Genomic DNA, 12,925 nt, shown 5'->3' with positions numbered 1-12,925 from the left:
CGGTACCACCCGGGTCTTGCGGCAAGCCCCCCGATGCGTTATAAGTTAAATACGGCAGGGAGAGATGTTCTTCGCTGCCTTTTCTTTTGCCCGCCTCAGGGGCTCACCTTCGTCGTCGTGGTGGCTTCCTTGGTCACCGGGCGTCCGGTCTGATCCGTCGCGGTCGCGGTCGCGGTGGTCGTCGTGGTGACGTCCGCGCGAGCCGAAAGCGTGCAGGCGCGGGTGACCTGTTCGCCAGGGGCCAGCTGGGTGACGGTGAACGAGCAGACCGGGTCCGCGGCGCGAACGGTCACGTCGTGCAAGAGCGCGTCGCCGGTATTGCGGAGGGTGCTCACATAGGTCACCGGGTCACCCGGCCGGATCGGTTGGTCCAGGTGATCGCGGCGCAGGTCCAACGCCGGGTGAAGCACCGCGAAGTCGGCTTTCCCGGTCGCGGTCACCGGCGGGCCCCACGGGGCGGCCGCGGTCGCGGTGAGCGGGGCGGCGCTTGCCGGTGCCACGCACTGGTAGCGCTGGGTTCCGCCGACCGGCAGCTCGGCGAAGGCGTGCGCACAGGCAGGGTCGCCGGCCACCCGGACGTCGTGCAGCGGCTGGTCGCCGGTGTTGGTCACCACGACCTCGAACGGCACCGCGTCGTCGGCTCGATACGCGCTGCCCGGGGCGTATTTGGCGACGGACAGCGCAGGCTTCTTCACCTTGAACGACGCCTGGGCGGAAGCGCTCACCGTTCGCTGCGTCGGGTCGGTGCCGGTCACCTTCGCGGTGTTCGTGAACCCGGCCGCGCCCGCGGTGATCGAGCACTGGTACTCGACTTGAGCGTCCGGGGCCAGGCTCGGGATCTGGTGCGCGCAGGCCGGGGTGCGATCGTCCACAACGGACACCGCGGTCAGCGGGACGTCGCCGACGTTGCGGACCAGCAGCGAGAAGGTGACCTTGTCGCCCTGGCGCACCTCGTACGGCTGGGCGTCCTTCATGATCGCGAGTTCCGGGTGGATGACGTCGATCTTCGCCGAGCCGGACGCGGTGACCGGGCGGTTCGTGGGGTCGGTTCCGGAGAGGGTGGCGAGGACGGCGAAGTCGTCCGGTTTGGCGTTCACCGTGCACTGGTAGCTCTGTGCGGCACCGGGTTCGAGGCGGTCGAACTTCTTCGGGCACGCGGGATCAGTGCTGGTCACCGCGGTGAGCGGGACGTCGCCGGTGTTGGTGACGGAGACCGTCACGGTGAGAGTGTCGCCGACCCGCGCGACGGTCGGGTTCGCCGAGGTCAGCACGGTGAGCGCGGGATGGATCACGTCGATGTGCGCGTCGGCGGACGCGGTGAGCGGCGGGCCGACCGGCGGGGTGCCGGTGATGTGCGCGGTGCTGACCGCGTCGTCAGCGGGGGCGGGGATGGTGCAGTCGTAGGTTTTGTTCGCTTTCGGGGCGAGGGTGTCGAGGGCTTTCGCGCACGGGCCCTGGTCGGTGACCTTGACGGCGGTCAGCGGGGCGTCGCCGGTGTTGGTCGCGGTGATGGTGAAGGTGACCGGGTCACCGGCGCGGAAGGGGCCGCCGTGGACGGTCTTCGTCAACGACAATCCCGGGTGCACGACGGTGAACGCAGCGTCAGCGGTGGCGGTTACCGTGCCGCCGATCGGGTCTGCGGCGGTCACCTTCGCGGTGTTCGAGTAACCGTCGTGCCCAGCTTTCGTGGTGCAGGTGTAGTGCTGTTCTTCGCCAGCGGCCAGGGTGGGGAAGTCGCGGGTGCAGCCGGGGGTCTTTTCGTCCACAATGGACACCTTGGCCAGTGGCACGTCTCCGCTGTTGCGCACGGTGATGGTGAAGGTGACTTCGTCCCCCTCGCGCACCTGCGTCGGCGCGACAGTTTGGGTGAACTGGACGGCGGGGTGGATGACGTCGACGTGTGCGCTCGCGTTCGCGGTGACGGGGCGGCCGGACGGGTCGGTGCCGGTGACCGTCGCGTCGCTGGTGAGATCGTCAGTCGCGGGCCGGGTGCAGGTGTAGGTCTGCTTTGCCTGCGGGGCAAGGGTTCCCAGCCGCTTCGCGCATTCCGGGACACTCGGGTCAGCGACCTGGGTGTCGCGGAGTTCGGTGTCGCCGGCGTTTGTGACGGTCAGGGTGAACGTCGCGGGCCCACCCGGGCGCACGACGGTCGGCGTCACGCTCTGCGCGAGCGTGACGAGCGGGTGGATCACGTCGATTGCTGCCTCCGTCGCCGCCGTCACCGGCGTTCCGACCGGCGGTTTCGCGGTGACCTGCAGTGCTTCTGTCACGTCGGCACCCGGTGCGGTAGTGGTGCAGTCGAACGCCCAGTTAGCTCCGGGGGCGAGGGTGTCGTGCTGTTGTGCGCAGCCATCGGCACGGGCCATTGTCGTGACGGCCAGTCCGGTGAGCGGCACGTCGCCGGTGTTCGCCACGACGACATGAATTGCGATGGAGTCGTTTTCGCGGAACGGTCCACCTTGGACAGTCGCGGTCAAGGTGACTGCCGGATGCTGCACGGTGAACGACGCGCTCGCCTTTGCGGTGACCGGACGGCCGGTTGGATCGGTGCCGGTGACGGTCAGGTCGTTCGTGAAGCCCTGCGTTCCGGCGACCGTGGTGCAGGTGAAAGTCTGCTTTCCTTGTGCGGCAACAGTTCCGAGGGTTCGCGCGCATTCGGCGACCCGGTCGTCTGCCACGGTGACGTCGTGGAACTCGGCGTCGCCAGCGTTGCTTACCGTGACAGTAAAGGTGACACGGTCCCCCTCGCGCACCTGCGCGGGCGCGGCGGCGACGGAAGCTTCCAACGTCGGGTGAACCACATCGATCCGCGCCTCCGCGGTCGCGCGCTGTGTCGTTCCGAGCTGGTCTTTGCCAGTCGCGACAACGGTATTCGTCACGTCGTCCGCCGGAGCTAACTGTTCGCACTTATACGTCTCGACCGCATTGGGCGCCAACGTGCCGAACTTGCGGACACAACCGGGCACGCTGTCGTCGGCCACCGCGACGTCGTCGAGCGGCACGTCCCCGGCGTTGCGCACGGTGACAGCGAAAGTGACGCGGTCCCCTTCGCGCACCTGCGCGGGGGAGGCGGCAGCGGTGACCGCGAGGGCCGGATGGATCACCGTGACAGTGGCCGAGGACTTGGCCGTGACCGGTCGGCCGGTGGCGTCCGTACCCGTGGCGGTAACGCTGTTTGTGGTGGTGAGCGCGGGTTTCGCGGTGCAGGAGTAGGTCTGCTGGGTGCCCGGCGTCAGTACGCCGAAGGACCGCGAGCACTCCGGAGTCAGATCATCGGTGACGTCGACCGGGTTGAGCGGGCTGTCACCGGTGTTGCGCACGGTGATCTTCCAGGCGACCTGGTCCCCGCCGTGCACCACCGGCGGGACGGCTTCCTTGGAAACGGAGATCGCGGGCGTGATGAGGGGGACTTTCGCATCCGCGGTCGAGCTGACGACCTTGCCGAGCGGGTCGATGCCCTTCACGGCCGCGCGAGCTCCGTTCGGCAGCGGCACGGTTGCCGCGCAGGTGCCCACCGCCGATTGGCCCGGCGCAAGGGCTCCGATGGCGCGTGCGCACGAGGGGACCGCTGGGTCGGCGATGGTCACGTCGTGCAGCGGAACGTCGCCGGTGTTGATGGTCTTGAGCGTGAAGGTCGCCTGATCGCCGGCGCGGTAAGCCGGTTTGTCGACCTGTTGACTCAACTTCAGGGCCGGGCGGAGGACATCGACGTTGCTGCCCGCCGAAGCCGACACCTGCTCCCCGCCGGAGCCCACCCCAGTCACCTTGACCGTGGCGACAAACCCCTTCTCCGGCGCGGCGAACGTGCATTGATAACGCGCGCTGGCCCCCGGCGCGAGGGTGCCGATCTTCTTGCCGCACTGCGGGTTCCGCTCGTCCACGACGTCCACATCGGACACCGGGACGGACGCCGGGTTCGTCACGCTGACCGTGAACGTCACCTGGTCGCCCGCGTGTACCCGATGCGGTTCGGCGACCGCCGTGACCTGCAATTCCTGCGCCGGCCGGGGCGCCGCATACGCCGCGGGGGTCAGCAGAGTGGCCACCAGGCCGAGGACTAAGAGCAGACGTTTCCCGGCCGAAACCATGGGGGCAAGTTTTCCACCATCCGGTGACGCCGCGGCGATTTCTTACCCGGCAGTGGGATTACCTCACTCCGCTGAGCGATGAGTGAGACGCACGGTTGACTCGTGGGTGATCGCCGCCGCCTGATCGAGGAAACCGATCACCGTTTGGAGTTGCTCGTCGGAGTAGCCGGCCGCGACCGACTTCGTCGCGGCGACGATGTAGTCCCACAGCGGCGCGACGCGCTCGACGTTCGCCGGGTCGACCCGGACGAGGACTTTCCGCCGGTCGTCCGGATGCGGCATCCGGTTGACGACGCCCTTGCGCTCGAGCCGGTCGACCAGCGCGGTGACCGACGCGGGCGCGAGTCCGGCGTACTCGGCCAGCTCCTTCGGCGTGAGCGGACCGAGCCGGGCGAGGTAGTCGGTCACCTTGCTCTCGACCGGCGAAAGGCCGTTCTGCTCGGCGAGCGCGGTGTGGAACATGACCGTCTCGGTCGACAGCACCCGGGCACGAAGCAGCAGCTCAGCGACCAGATCCTCGCGTTCGCTTGACATGTCCCGGAGTCTAGCGGACTCTTTAGTTCGATAGAACGAATTACTTTCCAAGATATTCGAAGGGGCGAATCATGGCACGGATCTTGATCGCGGGCGGGGGCATCGCGGGGGCGATCACCGCGATCGCGCTGCACGAGGTGGGGCACGAACCGGTCCTGTACGAGGCGTATGACCGCAGCGCGGAAGGGGTCGGCGCGTTCCTGACGCTCGCCGTGAACGGCCTCGACGCGCTGACGCCATTAGGGCTGAAACCGCTGGTCAAAGACCTGGGTTTCGACACGCCGCGGATGACCCTCGGGCTCGGCAACGGCCGCCGGCTCAGCGAGTTCCCGCTCGGCGGGCCGCTGCCGGACGGCACGGTGAGCCAGACCGTCCTGCGCTCCGATCTCTACGTGGCGCTGCGCGACGAAGCGGTCAGACGCGGCGTGCGCACGGAGTTCGGCAAGCGGCTCACCGACGCCGAACAGTCGGCGGACGGCGTCGCCGCGGTCTTCGCCGACGGCACGAAAACCCACGGCGACCTGCTGATCGGCGCGGACGGGCTGCGGTCGACAGTCCGCCGGATCCTGGATCCCTCCGCCCCGTCGCCGCGGTACGTGCCGCTGCTCAACACCGGCGGTTTCGCCCGCGGCCTCGACCTCGACGACGAGCCCGGCATCATGCACATGGTGTTCGGCCGCAAGGCCTTCTTCGCGCACGTACTCGCCCCGGACGGCGCGGTCTGGTGGTTCGCGAACGTGCCGCACGCCAGCGAACCGACCGAATCCGACCTCGCCGCGATGCGCGGCCCCGGCTGGCGGAAGCGGCTGCTCGACCTGGTCCGCGCGGACCGCACTCCGGCCGCGGCGATCATCGAGGCCAGCGAAAACATCTACGAACCGTGGGCGACGTACGACTTCCCGACGGTCCCGGTGTGGCATCGCGGCCGGATCGGCCTCATCGGCGACGCCGCGCACGCGACGTCACCGGCGGCCGGTCAGGGTGCGGCGATGGCGATCGAGGACGCGGTGACGCTCGCGATGTGCCTGCGCGACGTCCCCGACCCGGCGGGCGCGTTGACCACCTTCGAGGCGTTGCGCCGCGAGCGGGTGGAAGCCGTTGTGGCCCAAGGCAAACGCAACGGCGACGCCAAAGCCCCGGGCCCGATCGGCCGGGTGGTCCGGGACTTCTTCATCACGCGCGCGATGCGCAAACCGGCCACCGACGACCCGAACCGGTTCATGTGGGAGCACCGGATCGACTGGGCCGCCCCGGTGAAGGCGGCTTAGCGCCAGGTGTCGACGCGGTGGAAGTTCTTGTACGCGCGGCTCGGCGTCGGCCCGCGCTGCCCCTGGTAGCGGGAGCCGGCCTCGCTGGAGCCGTACGGGAATTCCGCCGAGCTGGACAGCCGGAAAATGCACAGCTGGCCGATTTTCATCCCGGGCCACAGCGTGATCGGCAGGTTCGCGACGTTCGACAGCTCGAGCGTGATGTGCCCGGAGAAGCCGGGGTCGATGAAGCCCGCGGTGGAGTGGGTGAGCAGCCCGAGGCGGCCAAGGGAGGATTTGCCCTCGAGCCGTCCGGCGAGGTCGTCGGCGAGCCGGACCTGCTCGAACGTGGACCCGAGCACGAACTCGCCGGGGTGCAGCACGAACGGCTCGTCGCCCTCTTTTTCGACCAGCGAGGTCAGCTCGTCCTGCTGCAGCTGCGGGTCGATGTGGGTGTACTTGCTGTTGTCGAAGACCCGGAAGTACCGGTCGAGCCGGACGTCGATGCTGGACGGCTGGACCATGGCAGGGTCGAAGGGGTCGATGCCGAGGCGGTCGGCGTCGAGCTCTTTGCGGAGGTCACGGTCACTGAGCAGCACGGATGCAGCCTATCGGGCGGGCAGGCGCGGCCGGGGCACCCCTCCGTCCGAACACCGCGTCCATCCGCTTGAGGTACCGCCGCCGCCCGAACGCGCCGAGTGCTTCCTGCAGCGCAGTCGCACCGGGCACCAGCTGCCGCACGGTCTCCGCCGCGTAATTCACCCCTGCGGCGGCGAGCACCGCGGCCTGCGCGACCGGGTTGTCCGGCAGCCCGAGAAAGTCGGCGTTGTCCCGCCCGAGCACGAGCCGGCTGATCGCGGAGTGCACACCGACGTTTACCTGCGCGAGCACCTTCCCGGCCGCCCCGCGCCCCTCGCCGATCGCCGCGTGCGTGTCGACGAGGGCGCGGGCGAGCCGGACGGAGTCGTCGTCGGGGATGAACTCGGTGGCGGCGAGCATCCAGAGCAACCGCCAGGCGTCGTCCTCATCGGCGGGCAGCAGCTCGTCGGCGACGCCCATCAGCCAGCCGACGTAGCGCCAAAGATGCAGGATGTCGGCCTTCTCGCGGGCGGTGTAGCGGAGGCCGAGCAGCTGGGTGCCGAAGACGTAGACGAGCGAGAAGAGCAGGAGAGTGCCCGCGGTCTGGACCTGATTGACCGGCCGGTCCCACCGCTCGTAATCCCAATCCGGCCGGTTGTTCATCGCGCGCCGGACGTGCGCGTGCACCAGCCGAATCTTGAGCGCGGCCTGATACCCCGTGCGGTGCTTTTGGAGCGCGCCCGGAGTCGTGACGTCAATCCACCACGCCGCAGTCTCCACCAGCCGCCGCGGTGCCCGGTGCTCGATTTCCCCGGTCCCGACCAGGGATTTCGTCGCGCGTGAGGCCAGGTAGCCGCCCATGAGCGACATGTCGCCAAGCGGGAAAAGCCCGAGCAGCCCGGCGCGGGTGATGGCCTTCGCGCCGCGGACGAGCCTTTGCTGGTCGACCCAGTACGGGGTGGCCTCGACCTGGTCGATGAAGGCTTTCAACTCCGGGTGAACCTGTTCCCCCGCCAACGCCTGGTCGACGCGGCTTTGCTGGTGAGGCTCCCGGTGCAGCCACTCGACGACGGCGTCGGCCAGGGCGTCTTCCTGCTGCGCGAAGGTGCGAAGCCGCTTGAGCTGCGCTTCGTCGGCGGTGGCGCCCCGGCTCCGGGCGGCCAGCCGGAACCCGCCTTGCCGGAACATCTCAGGAGACATCTCGGGGTCGTCCATCGCGCACCTCCGCACCGTGGGTCGACAACAAGTGTTGTCACTTTGGCGGGGGAGCGTCAAGGCGTAGCCCCGCTGGACATGGGGGTGCCGTGGTTGTGTATGCTGGCGGAGCACTGCGGATGTAGTTCAATGGTAGAACATCAGCTTCCCAAGCTGAATACGCGGGTTCGATTCCCGTCATCCGCTCTCATAGAGAAGCCCCAGGTCAGTGGTCGTCTACTTTAGACCTGGGGTTTACTTTATCTGCGCTCTTCACTTCTCGCGTGCGAGCCCGCGGACTAGCGTCGACCAAGCGAGGCAGTCCTCCGCTAACAATCCGGAGGAGACCGTCCGCGCCGCAACTCGTATCGCTCATTCGCCCTCATCAAAGTCGGGCGTGTGGCGCATCTGCACGGAGCCGAGCCTGCCCTGGGTCGGAGTCGCGATCTGAGACGAGCAGCCTCTCAAGAAGTGATCTACGGGGCGGAACGACTTATCCGACACAGTCTTCGCTGCGGCCTTCTTGTCTCTGCCGAAGACACTAGGAAGGCAATAGGGTGAACGACGAAATATGCCTTGGCCTGACAACCGAGAAATGACGCGTATCAAGGGTTGCCACCCGCGTAATGCCGAGCCGCTCAGCCAGTGCGATGACGCACGCATCGGCGGTTCCCAACGGGAGATCCGCGTACTTCTCCACAAGGTCGGCCGCCCGCGCGATATCGGCGAGCATCATGGACTCGACGGTGTAGAGGCCGTCAGCGACGTCGCGAAGAAAATCGGCTTCCGCTGAAGCGCCGGCACGCGAGCCAAGCATGTAGCCAATTTCCACAAGCAACGGCTCGGGCAAGATCAGTGGCTCTAGAGTCGAAGCCAGGAGTTCGGTACAGCGTTCGTGGTCGTCATCGCGCCGGTTGCCCATGGCGACCACGACTCCAGTGTCGACCAGGATCACGCCGATTTGCCCGATCCGCTGCCAAGTTCTCGACGGGCCACTTCCTTGGCGCGCCGGCCGAGGTCATGTTCACCTTCGAACACGCCTACCGTGCGAAACCGACGACGTGGCGGTTCAGCGTCTGGTGGCACCTCCGCCAGTTGCCGAAGCGCCGCCAACGCAGCGGATACCCGTTCGTCGGGAACCGCCTCGAGGAGGCGTCGAGCCTCTTCACGAGGAGCGCCCGGATCAGGGGCTTCGCTAGTCGCCATGCCACCATCCTAGCTGCAACCACACACAATTCCGACGAACGCGAAGTACGCAATCGCTACTGCGGGTGCACTTGAGCAGCTCTACGCATCGACCGGAAGAGGCTCGGCCCCAGGTCGGAGGCCAGGGCGAGGATCACGGTCAGGGCCCTGTAAGCGTTGCCCTACTGGCTGGTTACGACACCACCCGCCCGACTTGACGGTGCTCGCGTTATCCGGCCTCGGACATCGCGTCTTCCTTCGGCTCCGACGGCGTTGCCCTGCGGTGGAACCAAAACAGCCCGCACAGCACCGCCAGCCACACCACCCCGACGAGCAGCGCCAGGCGGGTGTCCTCGGCGAACGCCATCACCACGAAGATGAACACCATGAACACCATCGTCAAAACCTGGCCCACCGGCCAAAACGGCACCGGGAACTCCAGATCAGCGGCAGACGAGCGACGCCGTGAACGGTAGTGCGTTAGCAGGATCATGAACCAAACCCACACCGTCGCAAAGGTGCCCACCGAAGCGATCAGCAGGAAAGCACTGTCCGGCAACAGATAGTTCAAGACGACAGCCAAACTCAGCGCAGCAGCAACGACCAGGACAGTCATCCACGGGATGCCATTACGCGTAACCCGGGCCATCACAGCAGGAGCCTGGCCGCGTCGAGCCAGGCCATAGATCATCCGGCCGGCACCGAAGATGTCGCTGTTGATCGCGGACAACGCCGCGGTCACCACGACGATGTTCAAAACCGTTGCGGCGGAGTGCAATCCCAGACCGGCGAAGATTTGGACGAAGGGGCTTCCGGAAGTGCTGATCGTGTTCCACGGGTTCAGCATCATGATGATCGCCAGGGTCGCCACGTAGAAAAGCAAAACCCGGACGGGGACCGTATTGACCGCCTTCGGCATGGCGGTGCGCGGGTCTTCGGATTCGGCAGCAGTGAGGCCCAAAATCTCCGTGCCGCCGAAGGCGAACATCACCAAGGCGAACGAAGCGATGAAACCGCTTACCCCATTGGGGAACCAGCCGCCGTGGGACCAGAGGTTGGTTACGCTGCCGGAACTCGAACCCAGGCCGAAGATCAGGATTGCCGCGCCGCCGAGGATCATCGCTACGATGGCGACTACCTTGACCAGCGTGAACCAGAACTCCAGTTCACCGTAAACCCGTACGCTCACCAGGTTCGCGGCGGCGATGACCAGGATCGTCAGCACAACCCAGATCCAGCGCGGCACATCGGGGAACCAGAATCCCATGTACACAGCCAAAGCCGTGACATCGGCGACGCAAACGATCACCATCTCGAACGCGTAGGTCCAGCCGGTCAGGAAACCTGCCAGCGGGCCCAGGTGCTTCCGCGCATACTCGCCGAAAGAACCGGGCGCGGGGTCGTTGACGGCCATTTCGCCCAAAGCGCGCAGCACGAAGAAAATCGCCGCGCCGCCAATGAGATACGCGAGCAGCACCGACGGTCCGGCCTTGGCGATCGTGTCCGAGGAGCCGTAGAACAATCCGGTGCCGATCGCCGAACCTAGGGCGATGAACCGGATGTGCCTGCCGTTCAACCGGCGGCTCAAACCATCCCCGGACTTCGTCGTCATCGACGGAACCTCCCGAAATCAGTGGCCCGCGCGCGAGCGGGTCGGCACAGTAGAACTGATCCGGCCCGGACCGCCCAACCAACGACTACCGGAAAGCGTCTGCGATTTCAGACAGTCCACAAAGGACGTCAGCCTTCCACCAATTCCCACGGCGCGCCCGGCTCCGCCCGGTCGAACACCTGGCCCGGCGCGGCGAGCAAGGCCGGCACGACGTCCGGGTACAGCTGCACGACGTGTTCCAGTTCCAGGCCCTCCACCTCGAAATCCTCCGCTTCCGGGACCTCGAAGCCGACGAACAGCCATGTGCCGTCCTGCTCGCGGACGACCTGGCGGACTGCCCGCGCCGGCGCGTCGGCGGTCGTGCCGATTTCGGTCAGGCCGGTGCTCAGCTGAACCTCTTCCAGCGGCGAACCGGGGTGCGTCCAGGCGGCGATCCGGGCCTCCTGGTGCACGAGATCCTCGTCGAGGTCATCAGAATCCGACACCGAGCTGAGCAGCCAGGTGCGGCGGTCCGGGTCCCAGTCCGCGGCCATCCCGGGCGGCACGTCGGCCAGCGCGACCAGGTGCGGCAGCAGGGTCGCCGCCGCGCGCAGGGTCGTCGCGCCGAACAGCTGGCGGTTGACCTCCATGTCCTCTTCGAACTCGGCACCGTCGCTGATGAACCAGTCGTCGTCATCGTCGAGGACGACGAAAGCCAGTTTTTCCGGGTGATCCACCAGGTCGTGCGCGATGATCACCGGGGATTCCGGGTCCTGTCGCAGCGGCCATTGCTCGGACATGTTCACTCCCCGTCGTCGATTACGTGCAGCCACTCGGCATCCGGAGCCTCGCGGAAGAACACCTCGCCCGGTTCCGCGTCCAGCAGTTCGACCACCTCCGGGTACAGCTGCGCCACGTGCCCGAGCTCCAGGGTGTCAACCTCGACGTCGGTCTGCTCGTCGGGATCCGGCACCTCGAAGCCGACGAACATCCACGTGCCGTCTTCTTCCCGGCTGACGTACCGCACGTTGCGCGCGGGTGCGTCCGCCGCGGCGCTGATCTCCATCAGCCCCAGGCTGAGGTTCACCTCGTCCATTGGCGACCCGGCGTGCGGCCAAGCGGCGGCGCGCGCCTCCCGGTACGCGCGGGCCTCGTCGTCATCGCTCGGCACGAGCGGCGAGATCAGCACCCAGGACGCGTTGCCTGCGTCCCACTCCGCGCCCATCCCGGCAGGCAGCTTCCCCAGCGCCGACAGCTGCGGCATCAGCTCCACGACGTCGTGCAGGCACATCGTGGCGAACTGCTCCTCGTCCAGCTCCGGATCGTCGCCGAACTCCGTGCCGTCGCTGACGAACCAGCCTTCCTCGTCGTCGAGCAGCACGTGATCGAGCTGCTCCGGATGCTCGATCAGCCCTCGCGCGACGAGCACCGCCGCGTGCGGTTCCTGCCCCATCGGCCAGTCTTGCGACATGCCCGCTCCCCACCTCGTGTCCACGTGCGGGCCCATCCCACCAGACCCGCTCGCGCAGGCGCACAGCGCGTCTCCGACAGGAAATTCCACATACGTTGGATTAGGCTGGACGACATGGTGCTGCCCGAACGTCTCGCCCGGTTCAACCGCGTGGTCACCAACCGGGTCACGAAACCCTTCGCCGACAAACTGCCCGGATTCGGGGTGCTCGTGCACCGCGGCCGCAAGTCCGGCCGCGAATTCAGCACCCCGCTCAACATCTTCCGCACCGACGACGGATTCGTCGTCGCGCTCACCTACGGACCGGACGCGGACTGGGTCCGCAACGTCCGCGCCGCGGGCGAGGCGGAGGTGATCACGCGCGGCCGTAAATACCGCGTGCGTGATCCGGAACTCGTGCATGATGAATCGCGCCGGCCGATGCCGCCCGGGGTGCGGCAGTTCCTCGGACTGGTCGGCGTCACGGATTTCCTTGTGCTGAAACGAGAATGAGGGGGAGCGCGGATGCTCACGGGGAAGCTGGTCCGGCTCCGGGCGATCGAACCGTCGGACGCCGAATCGATCTACCGCTGGATCCACGACCCCGAGGTCGGCCGGTACATGACCGGCGATTACCCGCGTTCCCTCGCGCAGTTGCGCAAACGGGGCGAGGACCGCCCGGTGAACACGTACGAGAACGTCGTGCTCGGCATCGAGTCCCTCGAAGCGGGCAAGCTGATCGGCGTCGTCGACCTGCGGGACGCGAGCCCAGAGATCGGCCGCGCCGAGTTGGACATCTACATCGGCGAGACCGACCACTGGGACGGCGGATACGGCACCGAGGCGTTGAAACTCATGTGCCGCTACGGGTTCAACGTGATGCGGCTGCACCTGATCGCGCTCTGGGTGGTCGCCGAGAACGAGCGCGCCCGGCACGTCTACCGCAAGGTCGGGTTCGTGGAGGACGGCAGGCACCGCGAATGCCATCGCGGGCCCGACGGCCAGTACCACGACATGTATCTGATGAGCCTGCTCGAGCCGGAGCTGAACGATTGAG

Annotated in this window: 12 protein-coding genes and 1 tRNA gene; 4 read left to right on the top strand and 9 right to left on the bottom strand. The window is 67.2% G+C overall.

Going from position 1 to position 12,925, the window contains the following annotated elements; translation table 11 throughout:
• Positions 1-95: 95 nt before the first annotated feature.
• Together DMP23_RS34990 and DMP23_RS34985 are read right to left on the bottom strand one after the other, a co-directional pair.
• Complete coding sequence (locus DMP23_RS34990) at positions 96-4,088, bottom strand: DUF7507 domain-containing protein (RefSeq protein WP_337823605.1); 3,993 nt, start codon at positions 4,086-4,088, stop codon at positions 96-98.
• 63 nt (positions 4,089-4,151) lie between these two features.
• Positions 4,152-4,622 carry a MarR family winged helix-turn-helix transcriptional regulator gene (locus DMP23_RS34985; protein WP_043831607.1) on the bottom strand — a complete coding sequence of 157 codons (471 nt, stop codon included), beginning with the start codon at positions 4,620-4,622 and terminating at the stop codon, positions 4,152-4,154.
• 71 nt (positions 4,623-4,693) lie between these two features.
• Here DMP23_RS34985 and DMP23_RS34980 point away from each other — a divergent pair, with 71 nt between their 5' ends.
• Positions 4,694-5,890, top strand: coding sequence for an FAD-dependent oxidoreductase (locus DMP23_RS34980; protein WP_337823604.1), 1,197 nt, complete (start codon positions 4,694-4,696; stop codon positions 5,888-5,890).
• Here DMP23_RS34980 and dcd read toward each other — a convergent pair.
• Positions 5,887-6,468: a dCTP deaminase gene (dcd, locus tag DMP23_RS34975; RefSeq protein ID WP_037354328.1), complete on the bottom strand. Its 582-nt coding sequence runs from the start codon at positions 6,466-6,468 to the stop codon at positions 5,887-5,889. The genes DMP23_RS34980 and dcd overlap by 4 nt on opposite strands.
• Positions 6,455-7,663, bottom strand: a complete 1,209-nt coding sequence (locus DMP23_RS34970) for an oxygenase MpaB family protein (RefSeq protein ID WP_134727710.1) — start codon at positions 7,661-7,663, stop codon at positions 6,455-6,457. Before DMP23_RS34970 ends, dcd begins: the two co-directional genes overlap by 14 nt.
• A gap of 115 nt (positions 7,664-7,778) precedes the next feature.
• On the opposite strand from DMP23_RS34970, the gene DMP23_RS34965 reads away from it, so the two are divergent.
• A tRNA-Gly gene (locus tag DMP23_RS34965) sits at positions 7,779-7,849 on the top strand.
• A 334-nt stretch (positions 7,850-8,183) separates the two neighbouring features.
• On the opposite strand, the gene DMP23_RS34960 is transcribed toward DMP23_RS34965, so the two are convergent.
• The 5 genes from DMP23_RS34960 to DMP23_RS34940 all read right to left on the bottom strand — a co-directional run bounded on the left by DMP23_RS34960 (position 8,184) and on the right by DMP23_RS34940 (position 11,889).
• Entirely contained in the window at positions 8,184-8,597 is a 414-nt protein-coding gene (locus tag DMP23_RS34960; RefSeq protein ID WP_337823603.1) for a type II toxin-antitoxin system VapC family toxin, read from the bottom strand.
• Entirely contained in the window at positions 8,594-8,848 is a 255-nt protein-coding gene (locus DMP23_RS34955; protein WP_078870279.1) for a hypothetical protein, read from the bottom strand. Before DMP23_RS34955 ends, DMP23_RS34960 begins: the two co-directional genes overlap by 4 nt.
• A 208-nt stretch (positions 8,849-9,056) precedes the next feature.
• Entirely contained in the window at positions 9,057-10,439 is a 1,383-nt protein-coding gene (locus DMP23_RS34950; protein ID WP_037808936.1) for an amino acid permease, read from the bottom strand.
• A gap of 128 nt (positions 10,440-10,567) precedes the next feature.
• Positions 10,568-11,218 (bottom strand): hypothetical protein, encoded by a 651-nt coding sequence (locus DMP23_RS34945; protein ID WP_337823602.1) that lies wholly within the window; start codon positions 11,216-11,218, stop codon positions 10,568-10,570.
• A gap of 2 nt (positions 11,219-11,220) precedes the next feature.
• Positions 11,221-11,889 (bottom strand): hypothetical protein, encoded by a 669-nt coding sequence (locus tag DMP23_RS34940; RefSeq protein WP_337823601.1) that lies wholly within the window; start codon positions 11,887-11,889, stop codon positions 11,221-11,223.
• Between the two features lie 114 nt (positions 11,890-12,003).
• On the opposite strand from DMP23_RS34940, the gene DMP23_RS34935 reads away from it, so the two are divergent.
• Together DMP23_RS34935 and DMP23_RS34930 are read left to right on the top strand one after the other, a co-directional pair.
• Entirely contained in the window at positions 12,004-12,381 is a 378-nt protein-coding gene (locus tag DMP23_RS34935; RefSeq protein WP_337823600.1) for a nitroreductase family deazaflavin-dependent oxidoreductase, read from the top strand.
• 12 nt (positions 12,382-12,393) lie between these two features.
• Entirely contained in the window at positions 12,394-12,924 is a 531-nt protein-coding gene (locus DMP23_RS34930) for a GNAT family N-acetyltransferase (protein ID WP_337823599.1), read from the top strand.
• Position 12,925: the final 1 nt, after the last annotated feature.

The sequence above is a fragment of the Amycolatopsis sp. A1MSW2902 genome (genome assembly GCF_017312175.1).
GTDB lineage: Bacteria > Actinomycetota > Actinomycetes > Mycobacteriales > Pseudonocardiaceae > Amycolatopsis > Amycolatopsis nivea.
This window is presented reverse-complemented; position numbering and strand designations above follow the sequence as displayed.

Bases quoted from the DNA above. Each gene is read 5' to 3' on its own strand.
- DMP23_RS34955 (WP_078870279.1), bottom strand. From the start codon at position 8,848: ATGGCGACTAGCGAAGCCCCTGATCCGGGCGCTCCTCGTGAAGAGGCT.
- DMP23_RS34935 (WP_337823600.1), top strand. From the start codon at position 12,004: ATGGTGCTGCCCGAACGTCTCGCCCGGTTCAACCGCGTGGTCACCAAC.
- DMP23_RS34980 (WP_337823604.1), top strand. From the start codon at position 4,694: ATGGCACGGATCTTGATCGCGGGCGGGGGCATCGCGGGGGCGATCACC.
- DMP23_RS34970 (WP_134727710.1), bottom strand. From the start codon at position 7,663: ATGGACGACCCCGAGATGTCTCCTGAGATGTTCCGGCAAGGCGGGTTC.
- DMP23_RS34930 (WP_337823599.1), top strand. From the start codon at position 12,394: ATGCTCACGGGGAAGCTGGTCCGGCTCCGGGCGATCGAACCGTCGGAC.
- DMP23_RS34990 (WP_337823605.1), bottom strand. From the start codon at position 4,088: ATGGTTTCGGCCGGGAAACGTCTGCTCTTAGTCCTCGGCCTGGTGGCC.
- DMP23_RS34945 (WP_337823602.1), bottom strand. From the start codon at position 11,218: ATGTCCGAGCAATGGCCGCTGCGACAGGACCCGGAATCCCCGGTGATC.
- DMP23_RS34940 (WP_337823601.1), bottom strand. From the start codon at position 11,889: ATGTCGCAAGACTGGCCGATGGGGCAGGAACCGCACGCGGCGGTGCTC.
- DMP23_RS34950 (WP_037808936.1), bottom strand. From the start codon at position 10,439: ATGACGACGAAGTCCGGGGATGGTTTGAGCCGCCGGTTGAACGGCAGG.
- DMP23_RS34985 (WP_043831607.1), bottom strand. From the start codon at position 4,622: ATGTCAAGCGAACGCGAGGATCTGGTCGCTGAGCTGCTGCTTCGTGCC.